The sequence below is a fragment of the Pseudomonas sp. WT-JTC genome, from assembly GCF_056711565.1.
On sequence record NZ_CM160042.1, the window covers coordinates 4,103,544 to 4,128,342 of the forward strand.

Consider the following 24,799-nt stretch of genomic DNA (forward strand, 5'->3'; position numbering starts at 1 on the left):
GGCGTCGGCAGCAAGCGCCGACGGCCCGGAAGTCAATAAATGCTGGAAACAAGCAAGCCCGTGCGCGGCCAGGAGGATCGCTCCCACCGCGTCGGTTTCGTCGCCGCAACACTCAGTTCGCGCTCGGCTACAACAAACCCTGGATCAAGGAATTTCTGATTCCTTAATTTTGTGCGATGGTGTAAGAATATCCCTCACCCCACCTTCCCACAAGGATTTTGTACGACATGGCACAAAATAAATCGACAGAGGGCAAAGGCCGTGGCCGCCCTCGGGCATACGACCCGCAGACAGCGTTGCAGCAAGCACTCGGTGTGTTCTGGAACACTGGCTATTCCGGCGCGTCGCTCGATAGCATCGCCACCGCCGCCGGCATGAATCGCCCCAGCCTCTATGCGGCATTCGGCGACAAGCACGCGCTCTATATCAAAGCGCTGGAGCAATATTGGGAGTTTGCCGCGGCGTCCATGCACGAGGCGCTGACGGACCTGGAGCTGCCGTTGGCCGAGGCCTTGCAGCGTTTCTATGAGGGGCAGTTATCGATTTACTTCTCCGGCGACGGTCAGCCCCGTGGCTGCTTCGCCATCGGCACGGCAACCACCGAAGCCGTCGAGGACGCGGAAATTCGCGAGGTGCTGTCCGACCGGTTGAGCCGGCTGGATGCCGATCTGGAAGTTCGCCTGCAAGCGGCGAAAAATGCTGGCGAGTTGAAAGGCGATGCCGATCCGGCGGCCCTTGCCGTGCTGGCCTCGTCCCTGCTGCACAGCATTTCGATACGTGCCCGGGCCGGTAAATCCCGAGCCGAGCTGACGAGGCTGGCACGCCAGGCGATCAGAGTGATCTGCGGTGAGTGAAAAACTCGAAGATATCCTCGCCGGGCAGTTGGCCGTGATCTTCTGCGGCATCAACCCCGGAATGACTGCCGCCGCCCAGGGGCACCATTTTGCGGGGCGCGGCAATCGCTTCTGGCGCACGCTGCATCTCGCCGGGTTTACCCCCGAGCAAGTGCGGCCGGAAAACGATCGGACGATCTTGAGGTACCAATGCGGCTTGACCGCGGTGGTCGAACGGCCGACAGCCAGCGCGGATCAGTTGTCGTTGCACGAGTTCAGCGTCGCCGCCGCCGGCTTCGAACAGAAAATCGCACGCCATGCACCGCGTTTCGTGGCGTTTCTGGGCAAGGCGGCCTATTGCGCGCTGTCCGGTCAGCGGGACATTGCCTGGGGCCTGCAACCGAAAACCTTCGGCAATGCGTCGGTCTGGGTCCTGCCCAACCCCAGTGGGAGAAATCGTGGGTTCAGCCTCGAGCATCTGGTCACGGCGTACCGCGAACTGCGCCTGGCCGTCGACGAAAACCGGCGGGGATAATCACCCCGGTGGAATCGTCGCCAGCACACCGATCAGGATGGTCAACACCAGGAAACCGCCGAGAAAAATCGTCATCTTGGCCATATGGCCTCCCACACTGTGAATTGGCGGTACAGGGGCGTCTTGCGCGGCCCCAACGGCGTACCGAAGACTTATTGTGGGCTGGCAGCTGTATCCGTTACAGAGGCAGATTGCCTTGAAAAATACGGATCAGATCGTCTTTCAGGTTGTACTTTCGGGCGTTTTGCCGGGAAGAATTTGCGGGCGATGTCCACAAACGGCGTGACGATCAACCCCCGCATCGTCAGGTAACGCTCGTGATCCTGCTCACCGGTGCCGAAGTGAATGGACTCGGGTCTGGACTGCGTGACGTAGAGCGTGCCGAACATCCAGTCCCACAGTGACAGATTGATGCCGAAGTTCTTGTTGAAGTGTCGCGGTGCATCACTGTGATGAATCTGGTGTTGCGCCGGGCTGCTCAGCACCCGTTCAAGCACCGGCCCGAAGGAAAACCACACGTGGCTGTGGCGCAGGTTCGCCGCCAGGCTATTGAAGATGAACACCATGTAGGTCACGCCAAATAGCGTATAGCGGCTGATCTCCCCGCCGCAGGCGTACCAGAAGACACCGGCAAACGCGCTTACACAGACGATGTCGGTGAGCTTTTCCACCACTTCTTCCAGAAAGTGCACGCGGCTGGCCGTCGCCGGCACCAGCACGGGCGCCGAATGATGGACTTTGTGGAAGGCCCACAGATAGCGCGAATGAAAAGCGCGATGGCCCCAGTAATGACTGAAATCCTTGACCAGAAAAACGCCCAGCCCATAGAGCAGGGTCAGCGCCAGGTTCTCCTCCACTTGCGTACGCGCGCCCCACAGGTTGTTGAAGAACGCGATGTAGTCCGCTGAACGCAAGACGTAGGGATCGACCAGGCCGACGATGGGCAGCACCAGGACAACCTTGAGGATGGCCAGAACAAAGTAGTAGCGGTAGTCGAGCAGCGCCGAGCGATGCAGGTACACCCGGCAGCCGCCAATGAACTGCCCGAATGAGCGCGCGTCGGTCAAACCCCGGGATTTGCGCCAGCGAAACAGGCCATAAGCGATGCCGTAAGACATGCAGAGAAAGGATAGACCGAGCCGACCGTTGAAGTCGAAAATGCCCAGGAACTGCCCGGTGACCGGTTCGATCACCCACTTGAGTAAATGAAGATGGATAGTGGCAAGAACATCCATACCAGGCTGCCCGACGTAAATGGAAGGGCAAGTGTAAATGAGAACGAGTCTTTAGTGTGTTGAATTATCCCCAGTGGTTATCCACCCAGCGCAATGATTGCAAGGATCAGCACCGCCCCCGTGGCGGCCATGATCACCCCACCCTGCCATTGCGTGGCGCCGGCGTATCTGGCGAGCATCCAGCCTGCAATGAACAGCACCACGAGTCCGATCAGGTTGGACAGGCGGATGGCGAGTGCCGTCTGGTCGAGCAATATGAACGGCACCACCAGCGGAAATGTCGAGCACACCACCAACAGGAAAACCCCGAGCGCACCCTTGAAGTCGTTCCAGCCGAGGCCGGCCCTGGTCGGCAAGGGGGGTTGCTCAAGCAGCCGACGACGCAACAATTCCAGGCCCTCGCTGCCGGCCGCCGTGGCGAATTGCAACGGCAACACTTGCGCAACGAGCGCCTGACCGGCCGCGGCGTCCGTGCCATTGCGCAGGTCGAGGTACAGCTTGATCCGGCGCGTGCGCTCGACCAGTGCGCGCAACAGGTACATGACCGCATCGGCCAGTCCCCAGGCGAGATTGCAGCCGAGTGCGGCAAGCATCATCGTGCGTTCGGCCGCCTGGTCTGCCGTGGACACGCTGATGGTGCCGGTGAACGTCATGGCCATCAGCAGGCCGAAGATCACCTCGGTAATGCGCTCGACAGGGTCAAGTACAGGCGCCCTTTCGAATTGACCATTGGTTTGCATGAATTCACCTCGCCAGGATCTGCCGGCACGATATCGGTCGACGCTTCGGCCAGGCACCGGTTGTTCGAACGGGATATCCGCGTTCCCGTCAAGTGTAGATTGAACGGCTACACTCATGCGGACACGTCACCTGCTGTAAAAGGAGTGATTCATGCTTGATTACTTCGCACTGGGCATACTGATATTTGTCGGGCTCGTCTTGTTCTACGGGATCATCGTGCTCCATGACATCCCCTATGAAATTTCCGTTCACCGCAACCACCCGCACCAGGATGCGATCCACGCCACCGGCTGGGTCAGCCTGTTTACCCTGCATGCGCTCTGGCCATTCCTGTGGATCTGGGCGATGGCCTATCGAGAGGACCGGGGCTGGGGTTTCAGTGACGGACACTCGGCAAAAAGCCATGTGGTTCACCTCGAACAACAGGTCGCCGAACTGCAAGGGCGGATCGAGCGCCTCGAGGCGGCGACGGGCACGGCACAGACCAGGCTGCCAACGGACAATCACGGCGAGGGCCTCTGAGCCATGGATCTTTTACTCATTCTGACGTATGCCGCACTCTGCGTTGCCATCTTCAAGATCTTCCGCATCCCCCTGAACAAATGGACGGTGCCCACAGCGGTACTGGGGGGGATCGTGATCATTGGCGCGCTGATTTTCACCATGAACTACAACCACCCCTACTCCGAGGTGGCGCGTACCTATTTCGTATCGGTTCCGGTCATACCCGTGGTCAGTGGCCAGGTGATCGACGTGCCGGTGAAATCCAACCAGCCCCTGGAAAAAGGCGATGTGCTGTTCAGCATCGATCCCGCGCCTTTCGAGTACCGGGTCAGATCCCTCAAGGCGCAACTGATTGCCGCCCAGGCCGATCGCGCCCGGATCACCGAGCTGATCAAGCGTAATTTCAGTACCCAACGGGAACTGGACATTGTGGTCTCTCGCAGTGATGACCTGAAGGCCCAACTGGACAACGCGCAGTACGAGCTCGACAACACCACGGTCCGTGCGCCGAGCAAAGGCTTCGTCACCCATGTTTCGCTGCGTCCGGGCATGATGGCGACCAAGTTGCCGCTGCGCCCCTCGATGGTCTTCATTCCTGACGAAGGGCATTACTTCGCCGCGTGGATGCGCCAGAACAGCCTGTTGCGCCTGACCGAGGGCGACGAGGCCGAAGTCGCCTTTGACGGCATTCCCGGGAGAGTGTTCGAAGGCAAGGTCAAAACCGTCGTTTCGGTCATCGCCGAAGGCCAGGTTCAACCTTCGGGCACGCTGATCGGCTTCACCGGTTCACCACCGGCCGGCCGGGTCCCGGTGATCATTGAAATCACCGACCCCGACTATGCCCAGTACAGCAAACAGATGCCCGGCGGGTCCTACGGCCAGGCGGCGTTGTACAGCCAGCATTTCCATCACATCGCGATGATGCGCAAGATCCTTCTGCGCATGGCTGCATGGATGAACTACATCTTTCCGTTCCACTGACCCGGTAGCAACGGCAACTGGCTCAATCCTTGAATTGGGTCAATTGCCGGCGACTGGGTAGTTGTAGGAGCGAGCTAGCTCGCGATGGACTCAAGAGCGCCGCGTTTATTCAGCAAACACGCGGCATCGTTAACGACCATCGTCGGAACGCCGCCCGGAGCATGCTCGCTCCTACAGGGGGCACATGTCAGGCCGTCATCGCGAGCAAGTTCCCACAGGATTGTGGGGGGTTACAGGTCGTAGCGCAGAACCACACCCACCGTGCGCGGTGCACCGGCATCGATGATGTCGCCGCTGCGGTTGTTGGTGATGTATTCCTTGTCGAAGGCGTTTTTCACGAAACCGGATACGGCAACGTTCCTGGTGATCTTGTACTCGGTGTTGAAGTTGACCAGCCAGTAGGCGTCGCTCTTGCGCTCATCAATGACCTGGCCAGCGTCATCGAACTCGTACTCCGACGGTGAGGTGCTCTGGTAAATGACGTCGGTGTTGAGGGTCAGACGGTCATTCCAGCGATAGATGCCACCCAGCGACATCTTGTACCTGGGCGAATACAGGAACGACTCGCCGCTCAGGTCGCGGCCATCGCCCGTGACGAAGTCCTTGTACTTGCCATCGGTGATGGCACCACCGGCGGTCAGGGTCAGCTGTTCGGTGAAGTCTTTTTCAACGAAGACTTCCAGGCCCTTGATGTCACTGCTGCCGGCGTTGAAGATGTGCGCGAACGGGGAGTCCGGGTCGAGCACACTGACCTGCTGGTCTTTCCAGTCGGTGTAGTACAGGTTGGCGCGGGTCCGCAGGGTCTGGTCGAAGAACGAACCGCGGTAGGACAACTCGTAGTTGGTGGTGTATTCCGGATCGTACGCCTCGTGACCGCCACCGGCGCGAACGTTGACGCCGCCGCCGCGATAGCCCTTCTGCACCATGAAGCCCAGGTACTGATTGGCGGCCAGTTCATAGTCGATACCCAGTTTCGGCAACACGGCATCAAACGACTTGCTGGCGCCGCCAGGGCTGGAGAAGTCGTCCTGTTCGACGTCGGTGTCGTTAGTCTCGTGGTCGTAGCGCAGACCGGTGATCAACGTCCAGCGCGGGGCGAAGGTCCAGTCGATTTCACCGAACACGGCCTTGTTTTCAATCGTCGTATCGCCCTTGGCGGTACCGAACAGTTCATTGTCGAACAACAACCTGTCGTGGAAATTGTTGGTGCTGCGGCCGTAGTAGGCTCCGACGAAGCTCTTCACGGTGTCCGAGGCGTAATTCAAACGCAGTTCCTGACTGAACAGGTCGCCGTCCTGCTTGCGCAGCACGACCTGGTTGTCCACGGCCGTCTGGTCGAAGTCCAGGCGCGCGTCGTAGTCCGAGCGGGTATTGGCCGTAAGGCTGGTCAGGGACCAGTTGTCGTCCAGGCGGTAATCCACCTTGGCGCTGACGGTGTCCTGCTGGAGTTTGTCGAAGGCATTGGTGTTGGACGCGATCTTGTAATAACGGATCCGGTCGTTTTCGCGCATGACCGAGTTGTCGCCCTTGCGACTTTCACCGTGGGCATATGTCAGCAGCACATCGAGATCGTCGTTGGGCAGAATCAGCAGCTTGCCGCGGGCATTGCTGGTGCGGGTCGGGTTGGCGTCGTTATCCAGGGCGATGTTGTCGATGTAGCCGTCACCTTCCTGGTAATCCACAGCGATACGGCCGGCGATCCTGTCATCGACGATCGAGCCGCCGCCGGCAACTGCCGCGCCGCGCTCGTTGTAGCTCCCGGCGTTGGTTTGCGCGGAAAAGCTCGGTTCGAACGTCGGGTTTCTGGTCTGGATGACAACGGCACCGGCCAGGGAGTTGCGGCCCTGGGTGGTAGACTGCGGGCCCAGGAACACTTCGACCTGCTCGACGTCCCACAGCGGCATCGGGCTGAGGGTCAATGCACGGTTCGGCTGCACGGCGCCGTCGACGAACACCGAAACCGCGCCGTTGAGCGTGGCCGGTCCCTGGTCATCGAAACCGGACACCGGCACACCACGGATGCCCCAGTTTTCATTGCCGGCCTGGTTGTAGACACCCGGTGTCCGGGCGAATACGTCGACCAGGTTGTGGTCTTCTTTTTCCCGAAGTTGTTTGTCGGTGACGACCACCACGCTCGACTGGGTCTGCTCCAGGGTGCGGTTGATTTTTTCACCGGTCACCGTGATCGGCGCGATTTCCATTGTGTTCGACTGTTCGGCCGCCCATGCGCTGTTCATCAGACAGGCCGCCGACCCCACAGCCAACGCAATTGTGTTCTTTTTGAAATTCACGCCCCGCTCCCCTGCGACAGATATTTTGTGTTTTTTCTTACATCCAGAACGCTGTTTTCCTCCAGCCGGCGGGAGTCTAATCGAAAGCGATGCAGAAACAAATACTATTGATAACCCCTCTCATTTGCATTCAAGAAGTAAAAATGTACCCGATCGAATACATTTGAATTCTATTTTTGCTGCCTCAGGCAGCGCTTGTTTCAGGGGATTTGAGCGGGACGTCAGCAGGCCGTGACGCATCATGCAGGGAGACGCGGTGCAGGCTGGGGGTCAGGGAAAGAGGGTCAATTCGTGGGTCACACCGTCGCGGTGCTTGAAGTATCGGGAACTGTCGAGTGTGGCATCGCGGGTCGGCGCTAAAGTATCCATTTCAACAGCAGGTGCGAGGCAATCCAGGGAGACGCCTGGGCCACCCCCCATGCCAGCAGGGCGCAAACGAACAGGTAGCCCGCAACGAACCTGAACATCGAGTCGTTTTCCATGCCACCCTCCCGGTTTTACAGCCATGCCGGGCATTCAATGCGTATGCGTAACCCCTGCACACCCGTGAAAGTTACGATTGCAAGAACGGTTTTCAGTTCCATAGGCGTACAAATCGGCAAAACATGACGCCTGCTTCATCCTCGGCTAACGGCCCTCGACCGCTACGTCAGGCTGCTGACGAACCTGATTGCGCCCGTTGCGCTTGGCCTGGTACAGCGCGTCGTCGGCGCGGGTCACCAGGCTTTCCGGGGTGTCGCCGGGTTGTGCATGGGCCACGCCGAACGACGCGGTGATGGTGTCCAGCACGGTGTCGGTGCCCCGGGCCTTGACCCGCAGCGCCTGGACTTTCAGGCGCAGGCGCTCGGCAAACGCGCCGGCAGCCGCCAGATCCTGGCAATCCTTGAGCACCACACAGAATTCTTCACCGCCATAACGCGCGGCAAAGGCCTCGGCCGGCAGCGCATCGCGCAACACCTGGGCGACATGCTGAAGCACCCGGTCACCCAGGGGATGGCCGTACTGGTCATTGAATTGCTTGAAGTGGTCGATATCCAGCATCACCAGCGCCACGCCGGTCGCTGCGTGGCTCATTGCCTGTTCAAGCTTGCGGTTGAAGGTGGTGCGGTTGAGCAATTCGGTCAGGCCATCGAGGGTCGCCGCCAATTGGGCGCGCTCCAGTTTGTCCCGCAGGCTTTTGATTTCATGCTGTGCGGACTGCAACTGGGCGAGGAAATGCTCCTGCTGGCTCTGCATGAGCTGGGTGCTCTTTTGCAGTTGGCTCAGGATGCCCGGCAAGCGCTCACCGGCCGGATCCTCAAGCATTTGCAGGTACTGGCCGAGGCTGGCCTGGAAATTCTGATTGCCCTTCACGCTGCGCGAAACATCGCGCTCCATATCATCAACCAGATTGATCGCGTCCTGTTGCCCGGCGCGAGCGTCCGCCAGCTCATCACGGATGATGTACTCGCGAAACAGCTTGGCGGCGGACTCAGGAGGAAAGTAGTCGAAATCGTTGACGACCCGGTCCAGGTGCCGATTGAGTTCCGGCTCCTGGCCTTTGCTGTAGGTGTACCAGAGCGCGTAATGCACCGGGTTGGGCGGAATGTTGTGACGAACCATCAGCGGCACTGCCTGCTTGAGCAATGCCGCTGCCTCGCGGGAGTCTTCTGGATACAGCGCTAGAACAGTCGCACGCGTGTCTGATTGGCTCATGGCTTCACTGTGGTTGTTTTTATCTGGCGATGGGCAAACGCGCTGAGCATAACCATACGCCCGACAAACAGCCATCCCTGGCGTTCACAACCGCTCAACCCGGTACATCTGTTCCAAATTCCCGATCAACCGTTGGTTGGCATCAACCCGGCCATGGTCTGGCGCCGACGATAAGCCGTGTCACGGTTCGCCAGCCAGTAATACAGCGGCGTGGTGACCACCAGGCCGACCAGCCACGACAGGTCCGCACCGTCGATATGCACCGCCACGGGCCCGGTGTAGATCGGCGTGTTCATGAACGGAATCTGCACCACGATGCCGATGGCGTAGGCCAGCAGCGCCTGCGGATTGAAGCGGCCATAGATGCCACCGTCGACGCGGAAGATCGAGGCGATGTCGTAGTCACCCTTGTGGATCGCATAGAAGTCGATGAGGTTGATCGCGGTCCAGGGCACCAGCACCACCAGCAGCGCCAGCACCAGGTCGACGAAGTGCCCGATGAAGTCCGCCGAGGCGCCAATGGCTGCCACGCAGCAACCGGCCAGGATGATCAGTGACAGTACCGCCCGGCTTTGCGCCGTCGGAATCCAGCGGTGGGCGAAGGTTTGCAGCAAGGTGATCACCGAGAGCACGGCGCCATACAGGTTCAGGGCGTTATGGCTGATCACGCTGAGCAGGAACAGCACTAGCATCAACGGGCCGATGGCACCGGTTGCAAGCTTCACGGCGTCCATGGTGTCCATGCCCACCGGCGTTGCCAGCACGGCGACGGCGCCGAACACGAAGGACAGGATCGAGCCCAGCGAAGAGCCGAGGTAGGTCGCCCAGAAGGTCGCGCTGACTTTCACGTCCTTGGGCAGGTAACGCGAGTAGTCGGACACGTACGGCGCGAACGCGATCTGCCAGAGCGCCGCCAGCGACACCGTGGCCAGCCAGCCGGAAATGTTGAAACTGCCGCGGGTCAGGAAGTCATTGGTCTGCACGTGGGTCAGGATGTAGCCGAAGCCCAGCACGATGCCCAGGCCCAGCACCCAGGTGCCGATGCGGTTGAGCACGTGGATGAAGCGGTAGCCAATGATGCCGATGATCCCCGAACCGAGGCCGCCGAGGACGATGCCGACCGATACCGGCACGCTCTCGACCACGCCATGCAGCGACTTGCCGGCCAGGACGATGTTGGAGGCGAAGAAACCGATGTACATCACGCCGGCAATCACCACCACCAGCAACGCGCCCAGCGAACCGAACTGTGCGCGACTCTGGATCATCTGCGGAATGCCCATCTGCGGGCCTTGCGCCGAGTGCAACGCCATCAGCACACCGCCGACCAGATGGCCAACGATGATAGCGACAATGCCCCAGACCAGGTTCAGGTGGAACAACTGCACGCCGAGCGCGCCGGTGACGATGGGCAACGGCGCGATATTGCCGCCGAACCACAGGGTGAACAGATCTTTGACCTTTCCGTGGCGATCCTCAGGGGGGACGTACCCGATCGTGTGTTTCTCGATGAGCGGGGCGGATGAAGCGGTGGTGGACATGACGAACTCCAAGGCAAGGATGAGTACGTGTTCGTACTTCGGTGTGCGCACACGGAACGGCGCATTTCTTGTTGGGAGTGATCATGGACAAAGAGCGGCGGGAGGAAAATTAGTTAATTTGTGCCTTTAAACCTTAAAAAAGATTGCGCAATTATTCGGCCATTGCGGCAGAAAAAATCAATAAAAAACAAAAATACAGCACAACGCACCGCAACCCCTTTCCCGACATTCGAGAGGGTAACCGGAAAAAATCTGACCAATGAAATCCCTGTGGGAGCGGCGGTGCGGCGATCCGACTTGCTCGCGAAGGCGGTTCATCAGCCACATTAATGTTGAATGTGCTGCCGTCTTCGCGAGCAAGCCCGCTCCCACAGGGGGGCTGCGGCGCCTGGACTGTCCAGAACTCTGCATTTTTGTGGGAGCGGGCTTGCTCGCGAAAGCGGTTTGTCAGCCACACAAATATTGGATGTGCTGCCGTCTTCGCGGGCAAGCCCGCTCCCACAGGGGGGCTGCGGCGCCTGGACTGTCCAGAACTCTGCATTTTTGTGGGAGCGGGCTTGCTCGCGAAAGCGGTTTGTCAGCCACACAAATATTGGATGTGCTGCCGTCTTCGCGGGCAAGCCCGCTCCCACAGGGGGGCTGCGGCGTCTGGGCCGTCCAGAACTCTGCATTTTTGTGGGAGCGGGCTTGCTCGCGAAAGCGGTTTGTCAGCCACATCGATGCTGGATGTACTGCCGTCTTCGCGGGCACCGCCGCTCCCACAGGGGGTTAGCGTGCGGCCCAGGCGTTGAAGCGCTGTTCAAGCTCCTCGCCATGGTCTACCCAGAACTCCGCATCCACTGCCCGCGCACCGGCCAGGTTGGCCTCGGCGGTCGGCAGTTGCTCTTGCACGTCCTTGGGCAGCAATGGCAGGGTCTGGCGATGCACCGGCCCGTAAGGGATGTTTTCCGAGAACACTTTTTGCGTCTGCGGCTGGCTGGCAAATGCAATGAAGTTTTCGGCCAATGCCTTGTTCGGCGTGCCCTTGACCACCGCCCAGTATTCCGGGTCGTACAGGCTCTGCGGCCAGACGATGCTCAGCTTCATGCCTTCCTTTTGCGCCGAGGCAATTCGGCCGTTGTAGGCCGCGCTCATCACCACGTCCCCGGCCACCAGCCATTGCGCCGGTTGTGCGCCCGCCTCCCACCACTGAATGTTCGGCTTGATCTGGTCGAGCTTGGCAAAGGCCCGCGTCACGCCTTGCGGGGTGTTCAAGACCTTGTACACATCGTCAGCCTTGACGCCGTCGGCCAGCAAGGCGATTTCCAGGGTGTACTTGGCGCTCTTGCGCAGGCCGCGCTTGCCCGGGAAGTCGGCGACATTCCAGAAGTCCGCCCAGGATTGCGGCGCCTTGGCCTGCTTGCTCTGGTCATAGGCCATGACCATCGACCAGACATAAGTGGCCACCCCGCATTCGGTCAGCGCACCCGGCACGAAGTTCGCCGAATCACCGAAGCGTCCTGCATCGAGCTTCTCGAACAAACCCTCCTCGCAGCCGCGCAACAACTCGGGGCTTTCGACTTCCACCACGTCCCAGCTGGTGTGACCGGCCGAGACCATGGCCTTGATTTTCGACAGCTCGCCGTTGTACTCACCGGCGATGATGTTGCCCGCGCCGCTGGCATTGAAGGGCTGGAAGTAGGCCTTATCCTGGGCCTGCTTGGTAGCACCACCGAAGGAAATCACGGTGAGGTCCTGGGGGGCCGCCCACACACTGGCACTCAACAACGCCAGGGCAAACGGAACACTGCAACGCAAGGATCTGGACATGGATCGCTTCCTCGGGCCTGAATGGCCCTTTGTTGTTATGGGTGTTCGGATTCACTCAAGTAAGCCGCCAGGCGATCCATCAGGCGGTCACAGGCCGCCATCTGTTCGACGCTGACAAATTCATCGGGCTTGTGCCCCTGGTCCATGCTGCCGGGACCGCAGACCACCGACGGTATGCCGGCCTGATCGAACAGCCCGCCTTCGGTGCCAAAGGCCACGGTGCTGAAATCATCGCTGCCGCACAGCTCGGCAATCAGCCGGGCAGCTGCGCTGTCGGTGGGTGTGGCCAGGCCGGGATAGGCCGAAAGCTTTTCAAAACGAATTGATGTGTCGGCCTTCACCGCCTGCATCGCCGGTAGCAAGGTTTGCTCGGCGTAGTTTTGCAGCTCATCGGCGACCGCTTCCGGAGCAAAGTCCGGCAAGGCGCGCACTTCGAAATCAAAGCGGCAGTTCTGCGGCACGATGTTCAACGCCGTCCCGCCGGAAATCACACCCACCTGCACCGTCGAATACGCCGGATCGAAGCGCTCGTCGTGATGCTGCGGTTCAGCCAGGCGCGTGCCGATTTCACCCAGCCGACCGATCAGGCGCGCGGCCTGCTCGATGGCATTGACCCCATAAGGCGCGTAGGCCGAATGACAGGCTGCGCCGCGCACGTGGCAACGCATCGCCAGCTTGCCCTTGTGGCCGAGCACCGGCTTGAGCCCGGTCGGCTCGCCGATCAGGCACAACGCCGGTGCCGGGATGCGTTGCGGCAGCACTTCCAGCAACCCGCGCACGCCAAGGCAACCGACCTCCTCGTCGTAGGAGAACGCCAGGTGCACCGGGCGCTTCAAAGGGCTTTGCAGAAACATCGGCACGGCCGCCAACACAGAAGCCAGATAGCCCTTCATGTCCGCGGTGCCGCGTCCGTAAAGCTTGCCGTGCGCCTCGCTCAGGCAGAACGGCTCGACCGTCCAGGCCTGACCGTCCACCGGTACCACATCGGTATGTCCGGACAGCACGATGCCGCCGGCCACGCGCGGGCCGACCGTGGCCAACAGATTGGCCTTGGTCCGCTCGGCGTTGTAGATCAGTTCGCAATCCACGCCCAGTCCGTGCAGGTAGTCCCGCACGAACTCGATCAGCGCCAGGTTCGAATCGCGGCTGACCGTGGCGAACCCGATCAATCGCGCGAGCATGGCGCGGCTGCGCAACTCACTCATCGCCGGGCACTCCATAGCTCGGAGCCAGGGTCGGATTGAGGGCACGGGTCAGGTAGTCCTGCAATTGCGGCTCATAGGCAGCCCACAGTTTGCCCAGCTCGCCGATCGGGTTTTCATCGGCCCAATCCACCCGCAGGTCGACAATCGGCCAGGTCAGGTCACCGACCACCGACAACGCCGCCGAGTGCACTGCACCGGCTTCGCCCCCCGCATCCTGCCCGGCCTGCAAGGCGTTCATCAGGCGGGTGGCGAGGCAGCCTTCGCTGTTTTCGAACGCCGCGACCATCGCCTCGATCACCCCGCTGTTGGCCAGCAGGTTGCCAGCCGCCACGCATTGGTCGCCGGCCAGGGCGTTGTTGATGCCCAGCGCATGGTTGCCGCTGAACACCGCCGTGCGTCCCTGGGCGTCGACCACCGCCACCTGGCGGTACTGGCTGTAGCCATTGCGGGTCAAGGAGTGGTCCAGCGCCTGGGGCGGCGCCGAGCCGTTGGCCAGTTCATCGAGGATCTGCGGGCCGAGGGCCGGCAGCGTGATGTTCTGGCTCGACACCGCGCCGACACCGGCCCGCAGCCAGGGACAACGCGCGCCGACGGCAATGCTCGAAGAGCTGATGGCAATGCCCAGCTGGCCGGTCTCGGCGCAGCGACCAACGATGGAAAAGGTCATGGCGAATTCCTTATTCAGGGATGACAGCGATCACATCGATTTCCATCAGCCACTGCGGCTGGCCGAGGGCGCTGACCACCAGGCCCGTGGAAATCGGGAACACACCCTTGAGCCACTTGCCGACTTCCTGGTACACCGGCTCGCGATAGCGCGGGTCGATCAGGTAAGTGGTGGTCTTGACGATGTGGCTCAGGTCGCTGCCGGCCTCTTCGAGCAGTTGCTTGACGTTGCGCATGGCCTGTTCGGCCTGGGCGCGCGGATCACCGAGGCCCACCAGTTGGCCGTTGAAATCGGTGCCGACCTGGCCACGGACATACACGGTGTTGCCGGCGCGCACGGCCTGGCACAGGTCGTTGTCGAGCGTCTGGTTCGGGTAGGTGTCTTTGGTGTTGAACATGCGGATGCGGGTATGAGTAGGCATTAACGAACTCCCATGAGGCTGGCTTTTTGAAGAGATGCACGGGCGGCGTCGGCTTGACGCTGGCTCGCATCCCGATAGTTGAAATAGGTGTGCTGTTTAACGATGTGGTCGGCGATGTGCTTGGCGTCGTGCCAAACGCCCCAGATGAACGCGGAGCCACGACGGGACTGCCAAGGCAAACCGACGAAATACACGCCGGGCTCGGCCGACACCCCGCGCTGATGCTGCGGTTTGCCGTTTTCCTTGAAGGCATCGACCTTCAGCCAGCTGTAATCGGTGGAGTAACCGGTGGCCCAGATGATCGTGGTCACGCCTGCCTTGAGCAGATCCAGTTCCAGGATCGGGTTGGTCACGCAGTCCGGATCGGCCAGCATGGCGCGGGCTTCGGGTTCCAGCGGCAGGTCCAGGCCGTTGCGTTCGATATAGGCGTCGGCCTTGTCGAGCAGCGCGAGGTAGTTTTCATCGCCGCGCCGGATGTTGTCGGCGAGGTTATTTTCAAAGCTCACCACCGCGCCGTTGAACGCTTGGGTCAGGCCCACCAGGGTCATGCCCTGATGGGCCAGCCGGCGGAAGTCCACGGTGTGGCCGCCACGGGCACCGCTCACGGCGATGGTCACGTGCTCCTTGCCCGGTTGCATGGCCTCGGCATCCCACTCGCCGAGTACCCCCAGCCACCAGCAGAAATCGCGGTTGCGATAGGCACGCGGCGGACGATCGTGGGCGCCGACCGACAGGTAGACCTGTTTGCCGGAGCGTTGCAGCTCATCGGCGATCTGCACGCCCGACGAACCGGCGCCCACCACCAATACGGCGCCTTCGGCCAGTTGCTGCGGGTTGTAGTATTGGGCGGAGTGAATCTGGCTGATACCAGCGATTTGCGGAGCAATCGGCGGAATGGCCGGACGCTGGAACGGGCCGGTGGCGACCACCACGTGGCGGGCCTCGATCACGCCATCAGAGGTTTCAACGGTGAAACCCGGACGATCGGCATTACGCTCTACTTTCTTCACGTCAACGCCCGTGCGGATCGGTGCATTGAACTTGCGGGCATAAGCTTCGAAGTACTGAGCCACCTGCTCTTTTCCGGCGAAGGCATCCGGGTCCAGGCCGTCGAATTCCAGGCCCGGAAAGCGGTCGTGCCAGGCAGGACCGTTGGCCACCAGCGAATCCCAGCGGCCGGTGCGCCAGGCTTCGGCGATACGGTTGCGCTCCAGCACGAGGTGGGGCACACCCAGCTTGCTCAGGTGTTCACTCATGGCCACGCCGGCCTGGCCGGCGCCAACAACAAGCGTATCAATTTCGGTTTTATCAACTGTCATGGCTGTGCACTTCTGAAAGGTGGTTTGATTCAGGTCGGTCATGGCTGCCGCCTCGATTCTGATCACTGTTGTTCTTCTGCTGCGGCTATCGGTGTCAGGGTGTTGGCCGCATTCTGTTCGGAGCCGGGAAATAGCGAAATTATGTTTTTTGTGGTCGCTGGCGAGGAAAAAGCGTCGAGGCAACCGGCTGGCTACATGAGGTTGCGGCGGGCCCGATCCCGGCCTATGGTCCTAGCGATGCAATGCCTGCGATCGATGCCTGATGGCACATCGCAGGCCACTGTCCACCCAGTGCGTATTTGCGCAAGGAAGTGACGACATGCCTGACAACTCCCGCCCTGCCGTGCTCGAACTGATCGGCAATACACCCCTGGTACGGGTCAGCCGGTTCGATACCGGCCCGTGCACGCTGTTTCTCAAACTCGAATCCCAGAACCCCGGCGGTTCGATCAAGGACCGCATCGGTCTGGCGATGATCGATGCCGCCGAACGCGATGGCCGCCTGCGCCCCGGTGGCACCATCGTCGAAGCCACCGCCGGCAACACCGGCCTCGGCCTGGCCCTGGTCGGCCGCGCCAAAGGTTACCGGGTGGTGCTGGTGGTGCCGGACAAGATGTCCACCGAGAAGGTCCTGCACCTCAAGGCCATGGGCGCCGAGGTGCACATCACCCGCTCCGATGTCGGCAAGGGCCATCCCGAGTACTACCAGGACGTCGCGGCGCGGCTGGCCGCGGATATTCCCGATGCGTTCTTCGCCGACCAGTTCAACAACCCGGCCAACCCGCTGGCCCACGAATACAGCACCGCGCCGGAGATCTGGGCGCAGACCCAGCATGATCTGGACGCCATCGTCGTCGGCGTCGGTTCCGCCGGGACCCTGACCGGGCTGACGCGCTTTTTCCAACGCGTGCAGCCGGACCTGGAAATGGTCCTGGCCGACCCGGTCGGTTCGGTGATGGCCGAGTACAGCCGCAGCGGCACCCTCGGCACCCCCGGTTCGTGGGCGGTGGAAGGCATAGGCGAGGACTTCATTCCGTCTATTGCCGACCTGTCCAGCGTGCGCCACGCCTATTCGATCAGCGATGAAGAAAGCTTCGACCATGCCCGCCAACTGCTGCGCGCCGAAGGCATTCTCGGCGGTTCCTCGACCGGCACCCTGCTGGCCGCCGCACTGCGTTACTGCCGCGAACAGACCACGCCGAAACGGGTGGTGAGTTTCGTCTGCGACACCGGTACGCGTTACCTGTCGAAGATCTACAACGACCAGTGGATGAACGATCAGGGCCTGCTGCAACGCAAGCAATACGGTGACTTGCGCGACCTGATCGCGCGGCGCTTCGAGGACGGCCGGGTGATCAGCGTCGGCCCCGACGACACCCTGCTCACCGCCTTCCAGCGCATGCGCCTGGCGGATGTGTCGCAACTGCCGGTGCTGGTGAACGGCAAGCAACTGGTGGGCGTGATCGACGAGTCCGACATCCTGCTGGGGGTGCATGAAGACGTTGCGCACTTCCGTAAAGCCGTGGCCAGCGCCATGACCGACAAGCTGCAAACCCTGTCCCCCGACGCCACGCTGGCTGATCTGGAGGCAGAGCTGGGCCGTGGGCTGGTGGCGATCATTCAGGATGCCTCGGGATTCCACGGCCTGATTACCCGAACCGACATGCTCAACCACCTGCGGAGATCCCTGCCATGAGTCAGCACGATGAAAACGCCCCGCCGCGCGGCTTCGCCACCCGCGTGATCCATGCCGGGCAAACGCCGGACCCGTCGACCGGGGCGTTGATGCCGCCGATCTATGCCAACTCCACCTACCTGCAGCAGAGCCCCGGGGTGCACAAAGGCCTCGACTACGGGCGTTCGCACAACCCGACGCGCTGGGCGCTGGAACGCTGCGTGGCCGACCTGGAAGGCGGCACCCGGGCCTTTGCGTTCGCCTCGGGCCTGGCGACCATTTCCACGGTGCTGGAACTGCTCGACGCCGGCTCGCACATCGTCTCCGGCAACGACCTTTACGGCGGCACCTTCCGCCTGTTCGACAAGGTGCGCCAGCGCAGCGCCGGGCACCGCTTCAGCTTCGTCGACCTGACCGACCTGGCGGCGTTCGAGGCGTCCCTGCAGGACGACACCCGGATGGTCATGGTCGAGACCCCGAGCAATCCGCTTTTGCGCCTCACCGACCTGGCCGCCATCGCCCGCACCTGCCGCGCGCGCGGCATCATCTGCGTGGCCGACAACACCTTTGCCAGCCCGTGGATCCAGCGCCCGCTGGAACTGGGTTTCGACATCGTGCTGCACTCGACCACCAAATACCTGAACGGCCACTCCGACGTGATCGGCGGCATCGCCGTGGTCGGGCAGAACGCCGAACTGGCCGAGCGCCTGGGCTTCCTGCAAAACGCCGTCGGCGCCATCGCCGGCCCGTTCGATGCGTTCCTCACCCTGCGCGGCGTAAAGACCCTGGCATTGCGCATGGAGCGTCATTGCAGTAACGCGCTGGACCTGGCGCAGTGGCTGGAACGCCAACCGCAAGTCTCACGGGTTTACTACCCCGGCCTGCCGTCACACCCACAGCACGAACTGGCGCAACGGCAAATGCGCGGTTTCGGCGGGATGATTTCCCTCGATATCAAGAGCGACCTGGCGGGCACCAAACGCTTCCTCGAGAGCGTGAAGATCTTCGCCCTGGCCGAGAGCCTGGGCGGCGTGGAAAGCCTGATCGAACACCCGGCGATCATGACCCACGCCACCATCCCCGCCGACACCCGCGCGGAACTGGGGATTGGCGACGGGTTGGTGCGGTTGTCGGTGGGTGTCGAGGATGTCGAGGACTTGCGGGCCGATCTGGCGCAGGCGTTGGCAAGGATGTAAATCACCTGAATGGTGGCACACCGTAAACGCTGTACCTGTACCTGTACCTGTACCTGTACCCGTACCTGTACCCGTACCTGTAGGAGCGAGCTTGCTCGCGATGGACTCAAGAACGCCGCGCTTAGTCAGTAAACACGCGGCATCGTTAACGACCATCGCGAGCGAGCTCGCTCCTACAGGTTTTGCTGGTCTGGCAAGCAAGAGTCCCTATAATCGCGGCGTTTTCGTCTACCCTCACGAAGCGTCGTGCAGCAATCAGCTTGTGCGGGGCGCATCGACATTTTTCCGCTATTGAACCGGAGAACTTCCATGCTCAAACGTACCCTGGCATTGGCCGTCGGCCTGACCCTATCCTTTTCCGCCCTGCTGGCACAGGCTGCCGACACCCTCAAGGTCAGCGCCATTCCTGACGAAGCCCCGACCGAATTGCTGCGAAAGTTCAAGCCACTGGGCGAATATCTAGAGCAGCAGCTGGGCATGAAAGTCGAGTTCGTGCCGGTTTCCGACTACCCGGCGGTGGTCGAGGCCCTGGCCACTGACCGCATCGACATGGCCTGGCTGGGTGGCTTCACGTTCGTGCAGGCGCGACTGAAAACCGGCAATGCCATTCCATTGGTACAGCGTGAGCAGGATGCCCAGTTCACCAGCAAGTTCATCACCGCCGACCCGGCCGTCAAGTCGCTGGCCGACCTCAAGGGCAAGTCCTTTGCCTTCGGTTCGGTGTCTTCCACTTCCGGCAGCCTGATGCCGCGTTATTTCATGCTCAAGGACGGCATCAAGCCGGAAACCTACTTCAGCCGTGTCGGCTACTCCGGCGCCCACGACGCCACGGTCGCCTGGGTTCAGGCCGGCAAGGTGGACGCCGGCGTGCTCAATGCCAGCGTCTGGGAAAAACTGGTCAAGGCCGGCAAGGTCGACACCGACAAGGTCAAGGTCTTCGCCACCACGCCAGCCTATTTCGATTACAACTGGACCGTGCGCGGTACCCTCGACCCGGCCCTCGCCAACAAGATCAAGGTAGCCTTGCTCGCGCTCGACCCGGCCAACCCGGAGCAAAAAGCCATTCTGGACCTGCAGGCCGCCAGCCGCTTCATCGAGACCAAGCCTGAGAACTACAAGGGCATCGAGGAAGCCGCGCGCGCTGCCGACCTGCTGAAATGACATTGCATCTGAACCGGGTCAGCCTCACCCACGGCAATGGCGTGCGTGCGCTGCATGAGGTCGACCTGCACATCGCTGCCGGTGAGCAGGTCGCCATCATCGGGCCGTCCGGTGCCGGCAAGTCGAGCCTGCTCAACCTGCTGGCGACCGCCCTGCGCCCCGGCAGCGGCACGGTCGAGGTGCTCGGCGAGCACGCCTGGCAGCTCGGCGCCCGCCAGCGCCAGCGCTTGCGCGCACGCATCGGCCTGGTCCATCAGGCGCCGCCACTGCCACCGCGGCAACGGGTGGTCACGGCGGTGCTGGCCGGAAAGCTGGGGCAATGGGGGTTCGCCAAAAGCCTGTTGAGCCTGCTGCATCCGGTGGATGTTCCAGGCGCGCGGGCGGCACTGCTCAAGCTGGACCTCAGTGACAAGCTGTTCGCCCAGTGCCAGCAATTGTCCGGTGGCCAACTGCAGCGCGTGGGCATTGCCCGCGTGCTGTACCAGGCCCCCGAAGTGCTGCTGGCCGATGAGCCGGTGTCGGCGATGGACCCCGTACTGGCCGGGCACACCCTGTCGATCCTCTGCCGCCACGCACGGGAACACAAGGTGACACTGGTCGCCAGCCTGCATGCCGTGGATCTGGCCCTGACGCACTTCTCGCGCATCATCGGCCTGCGCGACGGCCAGGTCCTGTTCGACCTGCCCGCCAGCGACGTCGACCACGCGCTGCTCGACAAGCTCTACGCCAACGAGCAACTGCAATCGCCGCCCGTCCCGGTGGTGCCCTTGAGTGTGCAGATTCCCCGATGCTGACGCGTGATAGGCGAGACCCGGCCACCCTGCCCCGTCTGTTGCTCAGTCTGTTGGCGCTTGCCCTGCTGTGGCCCGGCATCCACTTCAGCGAACTGGACCTGGGTGTGCTGCTCAAGGCCGACAGCCAGAGTGAGATGGGCCGTTTTGTTTCAGCCTTCTGGCCACCCGCCCATGGCGAAGAATTCCTCCAGTTGCTGTGGCAAGCCACGCTGCAGACACTGGCCATCGCCACCGCCGGCATGGCCCTGGCCTTGCTGCTGGCCGTGCCCGCCAGCCTGCTGGCCAGCCGGGCGCTGTCGCTGTCGGCCGCCTCGCGCAGCGGTCGCCCGAGCGCCTTGGGCCGGCTGTTGCGCTGGCCGGTGCGCGGGCTGCTGATTTTCCTGCGCAGCGTGCCGGAAATCGTCTGGGCCCTGTTGTTCGTGCGCGCCGTCGGACTTGGCCCGACGGCCGGGGTGCTGGCCATTGCCATCACCTACAGCGGCATGCTGGGCAAGGTCTACGCGGAAATCTTCGAGTCGGTCGACCAGCGCCCCGTCCACTCATTATTGCAATCCGGCAGTGGCCGGCTGGCGGCCTTCTGCTACGGCATCCTGCCCAATGTCGGCGCGGAATTGCTGTCGTACACCGTGTACCGCTGGGAATGCGCGATCCGCGCGTCCGTGGTGATGGGCTTCGTCGGCGCCGGCGGGCTGGGCCAGCAGATCGACTTGTCGTTGCGCATGTTCGCCGGCGGTGAAGTGGCGAGCATGTTGCTGACCTTTCTCCTGTTGGTGCTCTTCGCCGACCAGATCAGCCGCCTGCTGCGCTGGAGGTTCGCATGAATCGCCTGGTCAACCTGCTGCTGATCCTGGGCATCGGCGCAGCGGTCGTCGCTTCGTTCCGCTATCTGGGCATCGAGCTCGGCGAGCTGACCGGCAGCGGTAACCTGAAGCAGATGGGCGCCTACGTGCTGCGCTTTCTCAGCCCGGACCTGAGCACCGGCCATCTGCAAGCCATCGGCCGTGGCGCCGTGGAAACCATGGCCATGTCGGCCCTCGGCACCCTGCTCGCCGCCGTGTTCGGCATGCTGTTGGCACTGCCAGCGGCCGGGCGTTTCGGTTGGCCGTTGCAGAGCGCATCGCGCCTAGTGCTCAACGCCCTTCGCGCCATTCCGGAACTGGTGTGGGCCGCACTGATGGTGCTGGCCGCCGGACTCGGCCCGAACGCCGGTACCCTGGCACTGGCCATGCACACCACCGGCGTACTCGGCCGCCTGTTCGCCGAAGCCCTGGAAAACACCCCACCGCAACCGGCCGAAGCCATCCGCTTGCAGGGCGGCAACGTCGTCTGGGCCTTCTGTTACGGCACCCTGCCCAACCTGTTTCCACAGCTGCTGGCGTACATCCTGTACCGCTGGGAAAACAACATCCGCATGGCCAGCGTGCTCGGTTTTGTCGGTGCCGGCGGTTTGGGGCAGATGCTGTATGTCAGCCTCAGTTTGTTCCAGGAGGCGCAGGCCAGTACGGTGATTTTGGCGATGTTGGTGCTGGTGTTTGCGGTTGATGGGTTGAGTAGTTGGAGTCGGCAGCGGTGGGTTAAGGCTTGATGGGGGGTTGCATAGGCTTGCTCACCTGATTGCGTTTGAGCTGGGCAGGTATTTGTATGGGATTGACTGCCGTGTTTTATGGCTATGACCGGCAGAAAACGGCCAAAAGTTGCCGGTGAGCATCGACTGAATTGGGCCGGCTCCTGACGGTCACCATTGGCTGGGACCGTCCAAGTCAGATGCAATAGGTGGTCAATATTGACCCAACAGGCTCGCCAGACTGGTGCAATTACGCAACGCCCGTCACCAGGTCTCCCCGATATCATCATTGTCCGCGCTAATGCATGCGTCGGTGATGTCTGCTACATCCAGAAGAGATAGGCCTAGTACATTGTTGTACGGCGCCACTTGTGCCCAAGCCTCGTCGTCCGACATGTGGGGAAGATGCTTGACGATTTCCAGCTCGCTTCCCCTCTCATTGCACCTAACGATCGCGTAGGCAAATCCGCCTTGCCGGCTGTTGACCAAGCAATAGGCCTGGCGAAGATCAGGTGCGCGGCCGGTGATTGATTCAATGAGTGTGTGGGACAGCGGCATTGACGTCGCGCCGGTGAAGTTCGTCGCCGTGCCGGTGCCAGGATGCAGGGTGATGCACCAGACTGTGAGCGTGAAGTCGACGCGACCCTGTGCATTGGCAAATGTCATCACGGTGGGGGTGTGATCCAGGCGGCTGTAATCGGGCGTGTGCGGACCAAATGGCACTCTGTGCTCTGTGCTGCTCCCAGGTGTCTGCGCGACCACAAAACTCCAGTATCGTGGTTTCGAATCACCTTCCGGGTCTGACCTCGAGCAACTGGGCACGGTGAAACCTGCCGGGTTCAAGGAATGCTTGGTCAGGTGCTTGCGCACCGTATCAGACAGCTGCCATGGAGCATCATTGCCGGTGACTATGAACGTCTTCGGTGGTACGGACGGCACCTCGAGCAAGGCGATGCCAACATGGGTATTGTTGGACGTGTTGTTGGGCAACATTGCGCATGCCCCATTCCAGTCATTGTAGCCGAGCAGCCTGCTGAGCATTTCACGCGTAGCCGCGAGTTTACTGGGACGGCCCAGAGTTTTTGATGTGGAGTGGAGGATCTGCGACAGCAGTTTTACATCGTTTGAAGAGAGCGCGGACATACGAGGCACCAGATAATCGACCCATATGCATCTGGTTCCCCCTATTACAGACACTAGATCGAGTTGATTTAGGGCCTAGCATGAGTGTGTCGCGCCCCCGCGATGCGGAGGGTGGGAAGGCATTAACCGTGCACTGGCGTGCAATGGGGGAGGCTGGGGCTTCCAAAACCAACGATAGGGTATGGCCAATTCGAACTCGCTGCAATAGGGCCGTGATACGTACAGCTTTTCTGGACACCCCGATACCTAGAGATGAGCCTACTGATCCGTGTGGGAGCTGTCTGCTCATGGCTTTCGCCAAGGGCACTAAACGACCCTTTGCAGACGTTCGACACCAGGCTGAAATCGGCCAGAAGCAGACATTTAGAGCAGACTTATATGATATTTTGCAAAATGGCTTGCGGCAGGTCACGAGGATACGACTCATTGATTAAAACAATTAGCACCTGCTGGTTAATTTGTTATTTTAATCTGACGAAAGCTTGCTGATTGCGGGAGTTTTAATAAATTGTAACTGAGCTTCCCGCCTGCCTCCGAAAAATGTGAATTATCTAAAATGGACGGAAATTCATGAAGTTAATCCAACGGCACTTAACAAACTCTACGGGGCTTTTGACTTCAAAGTTTAACGTTTCGTCCTTAACGACGCACGGGAGTAGCAAAGGAAGTGCTCGGGAGATTGTAGTAACAGAGTTTTTAATTGCAAACCTACCTAGCAATTTAGAGTTTACGACAGGGCAAATTTTCGACTCTAAGGACAACGTCTCGAATCAAGCAGATATCATTATATACTCTAAGCATTCCTTGAAGCTGAACTTTGGAAAAGATCAGGATATGATCCCTGTCGATTCAGCGCTAGCATTAATCGAATGTAAATCGTCATTAAGCACTGGCTCAATGATTGAAGGAAGTTCAAATCTTAAGACCACACTAGACGCTTGCGTCAAATCAAAGAGTTTGATTCGAATTAATCCAGTAGGCATCGATGATGGTTACCTGATGCAGCGGAATATTCCCGCTCACGTGGGGAACATAGCTGAGCAAATCACAGGTATGTGTGCGACTATGAAAAAAACTCCATTCATAATATTTGCCTTTCGGGGGCCTGAAGAAAAGACGCTACGAGATTCGCTTTATCAATACATGACTGGAAACAATGTCGACCTGGATGATATGCCTGACATCATCGCTGTTTTAGACAGAGGGTATTATTTGGTGAAGAATAACGGGTTCTTCATTAGAAAGGTTCATGGAAACGTTCACTATTCAACGGGTAATAGCGAGAGCGGCGCTCTTATGGGGTTCTATATCTGCTTGGTTAAAATTGCTGAGTCACAAAAGCTATCAGGGAATTTCTTTCCTCTAGAACAGTATTTGAAGTAGTAGCAATGGGATTGAACGCAAAAATTGTCGGCGACTAGAGTTGCTATGAGCCCTGAGTTTCCCGCAAAAAATACAAAAAAGCTTGACCTCGAATGGTGCGAATCAT

The 24,799-nt window shown here is 60.7% G+C and carries 23 protein-coding genes; 11 read left to right on the forward strand and 12 right to left on the reverse strand.

Annotation, left to right across the window (positions count from 1 at the left end; genetic code table 11):
* Positions 1-227 precede the first annotated feature (227 nt).
* Together AC06G5_RS18655 and mug are read left to right on the forward strand one after the other, a co-directional pair.
* Positions 228-854 (forward strand): TetR/AcrR family transcriptional regulator, encoded by a 627-nt coding sequence (locus tag AC06G5_RS18655; RefSeq protein WP_480457997.1) that lies wholly within the window; start codon positions 228-230, stop codon positions 852-854.
* Positions 847-1,368, forward strand: coding sequence for a G/U mismatch-specific DNA glycosylase (gene mug, locus AC06G5_RS18660; protein WP_480457999.1), 522 nt, complete (start codon positions 847-849; stop codon positions 1,366-1,368). Before AC06G5_RS18655 ends, mug begins: the two co-directional genes overlap by 8 nt.
* Before the next feature lie 152 nt (positions 1,369-1,520).
* Here mug and AC06G5_RS18665 read toward each other — a convergent pair whose 3' ends face one another.
* Together AC06G5_RS18665 and AC06G5_RS18670 are read right to left on the reverse strand one after the other, a co-directional pair.
* The gene (locus AC06G5_RS18665; protein WP_480458001.1) at positions 1,521-2,603 is read right to left on the reverse strand and encodes a sterol desaturase family protein; all 1,083 of its coding nucleotides are present in this window, start codon (positions 2,601-2,603) and stop codon (positions 1,521-1,523) included.
* Between the two features lie 77 nt (positions 2,604-2,680).
* Positions 2,681-3,343 carry a hypothetical protein gene (locus AC06G5_RS18670; protein ID WP_413704530.1) on the reverse strand — a complete coding sequence of 221 codons (663 nt, stop codon included), beginning with the start codon at positions 3,341-3,343 and terminating at the stop codon, positions 2,681-2,683.
* Positions 3,344-3,494: 151 nt separating this feature from the next.
* Here AC06G5_RS18670 and AC06G5_RS18675 point away from each other — a divergent pair, with 151 nt between their 5' ends.
* Both AC06G5_RS18675 and AC06G5_RS18680 read left to right on the forward strand, forming a co-directional pair.
* Positions 3,495-3,866 carry a DUF3302 domain-containing protein gene (locus AC06G5_RS18675; RefSeq protein WP_057396672.1) on the forward strand — a complete coding sequence of 124 codons (372 nt, stop codon included), beginning with the start codon at positions 3,495-3,497 and terminating at the stop codon, positions 3,864-3,866.
* Positions 3,867-3,869: 3 nt separating this feature from the next.
* Positions 3,870-4,829 carry an HlyD family secretion protein gene (locus AC06G5_RS18680; protein ID WP_413427534.1) on the forward strand — a complete coding sequence of 320 codons (960 nt, stop codon included), beginning with the start codon at positions 3,870-3,872 and terminating at the stop codon, positions 4,827-4,829.
* A gap of 230 nt (positions 4,830-5,059) precedes the next feature.
* Here the strand turns inward: AC06G5_RS18680 and AC06G5_RS18685 are convergent, their stop codons facing one another.
* The 9 genes from AC06G5_RS18685 to AC06G5_RS18725 form a co-directional block, all read right to left on the reverse strand.
* Positions 5,060-7,120 carry a TonB-dependent receptor gene (locus AC06G5_RS18685; protein WP_480458004.1) on the reverse strand — a complete coding sequence of 687 codons (2,061 nt, stop codon included), beginning with the start codon at positions 7,118-7,120 and terminating at the stop codon, positions 5,060-5,062.
* A gap of 356 nt (positions 7,121-7,476) precedes the next feature.
* Positions 7,477-7,602, reverse strand: coding sequence for a hypothetical protein (locus AC06G5_RS18690; RefSeq protein ID WP_480458006.1), 126 nt, complete (start codon positions 7,600-7,602; stop codon positions 7,477-7,479).
* A 145-nt stretch (positions 7,603-7,747) separates the two neighbouring features.
* Positions 7,748-8,815 carry a GGDEF domain-containing protein gene (locus tag AC06G5_RS18695; protein WP_480458008.1) on the reverse strand — a complete coding sequence of 356 codons (1,068 nt, stop codon included), beginning with the start codon at positions 8,813-8,815 and terminating at the stop codon, positions 7,748-7,750.
* A 125-nt stretch (positions 8,816-8,940) separates the two neighbouring features.
* Positions 8,941-10,356: a purine-cytosine permease family protein gene (locus AC06G5_RS18700; protein ID WP_480458010.1), complete on the reverse strand. Its 1,416-nt coding sequence runs from the start codon at positions 10,354-10,356 to the stop codon at positions 8,941-8,943.
* A 768-nt stretch (positions 10,357-11,124) separates the two neighbouring features.
* Positions 11,125-12,165 (reverse strand): ABC transporter substrate-binding protein, encoded by a 1,041-nt coding sequence (locus tag AC06G5_RS18705; protein ID WP_007987073.1) that lies wholly within the window; start codon positions 12,163-12,165, stop codon positions 11,125-11,127.
* Between the two features lie 35 nt (positions 12,166-12,200).
* Positions 12,201-13,370, reverse strand: a complete 1,170-nt coding sequence (gene argE, locus AC06G5_RS18710) for an acetylornithine deacetylase (RefSeq protein ID WP_413428365.1) — start codon at positions 13,368-13,370, stop codon at positions 12,201-12,203.
* A complete protein-coding gene (locus AC06G5_RS18715) occupies positions 13,363-14,037 on the reverse strand; it encodes a DUF1028 domain-containing protein (protein WP_480458013.1) in 675 nt (224 codons plus the stop codon). The genes argE and AC06G5_RS18715 overlap by 8 nt, the downstream gene beginning before the upstream one ends.
* 10 nt (positions 14,038-14,047) lie before the next feature.
* A complete protein-coding gene (locus tag AC06G5_RS18720) occupies positions 14,048-14,458 on the reverse strand; it encodes a RidA family protein (protein ID WP_003201555.1) in 411 nt (136 codons plus the stop codon).
* The gene (locus tag AC06G5_RS18725) at positions 14,458-15,819 is read right to left on the reverse strand and encodes a flavin-containing monooxygenase (RefSeq protein ID WP_413704523.1); all 1,362 of its coding nucleotides are present in this window, start codon (positions 15,817-15,819) and stop codon (positions 14,458-14,460) included. The genes AC06G5_RS18720 and AC06G5_RS18725 overlap by 1 nt, the downstream gene beginning before the upstream one ends.
* 277 nt (positions 15,820-16,096) lie before the next feature.
* Between AC06G5_RS18725 and AC06G5_RS18730 the strand changes: the two genes are divergently transcribed.
* The 6 genes from AC06G5_RS18730 to phnE all read left to right on the forward strand — a co-directional run bounded on the left by AC06G5_RS18730 (position 16,097) and on the right by phnE (position 22,188).
* Complete coding sequence (locus AC06G5_RS18730) at positions 16,097-17,473, forward strand: pyridoxal-phosphate dependent enzyme (RefSeq protein ID WP_413428362.1); 1,377 nt, start codon at positions 16,097-16,099, stop codon at positions 17,471-17,473.
* Positions 17,470-18,648, forward strand: coding sequence for a trans-sulfuration enzyme family protein (locus tag AC06G5_RS18735; RefSeq protein ID WP_413428361.1), 1,179 nt, complete (start codon positions 17,470-17,472; stop codon positions 18,646-18,648). Before AC06G5_RS18730 ends, AC06G5_RS18735 begins: the two co-directional genes overlap by 4 nt.
* A gap of 309 nt (positions 18,649-18,957) precedes the next feature.
* Positions 18,958-19,809 (forward strand): putative selenate ABC transporter substrate-binding protein, encoded by an 852-nt coding sequence (locus AC06G5_RS18740; RefSeq protein WP_413428360.1) that lies wholly within the window; start codon positions 18,958-18,960, stop codon positions 19,807-19,809.
* On the forward strand, positions 19,806-20,603 hold the full coding sequence (locus AC06G5_RS18745) for a phosphonate ABC transporter ATP-binding protein (RefSeq protein WP_413704521.1): 798 nt from the start codon (positions 19,806-19,808) through the stop codon (positions 20,601-20,603). Before AC06G5_RS18740 ends, AC06G5_RS18745 begins: the two co-directional genes overlap by 4 nt.
* Positions 20,597-21,424: a PhnE/PtxC family ABC transporter permease gene (locus tag AC06G5_RS18750; RefSeq protein WP_480458018.1), complete on the forward strand. Its 828-nt coding sequence runs from the start codon at positions 20,597-20,599 to the stop codon at positions 21,422-21,424. The genes AC06G5_RS18745 and AC06G5_RS18750 overlap by 7 nt, the downstream gene beginning before the upstream one ends.
* The gene (gene phnE, locus AC06G5_RS18755) at positions 21,421-22,188 is read left to right on the forward strand and encodes a phosphonate ABC transporter, permease protein PhnE (RefSeq protein WP_480458020.1); all 768 of its coding nucleotides are present in this window, start codon (positions 21,421-21,423) and stop codon (positions 22,186-22,188) included. Before AC06G5_RS18750 ends, phnE begins: the two co-directional genes overlap by 4 nt.
* 243 nt (positions 22,189-22,431) lie before the next feature.
* On the opposite strand, the gene AC06G5_RS18760 is transcribed toward phnE, so the two are convergent.
* Positions 22,432-23,310, reverse strand: a complete 879-nt coding sequence (locus tag AC06G5_RS18760; RefSeq protein ID WP_480458022.1) for a hypothetical protein — start codon at positions 23,308-23,310, stop codon at positions 22,432-22,434.
* Between the two features lie 570 nt (positions 23,311-23,880).
* On the opposite strand from AC06G5_RS18760, the gene AC06G5_RS18765 reads away from it, so the two are divergent.
* Positions 23,881-24,693: a DUF6602 domain-containing protein gene (locus AC06G5_RS18765; RefSeq protein WP_480458024.1), complete on the forward strand. Its 813-nt coding sequence runs from the start codon at positions 23,881-23,883 to the stop codon at positions 24,691-24,693.
* Positions 24,694-24,799 lie beyond the last annotated feature (106 nt).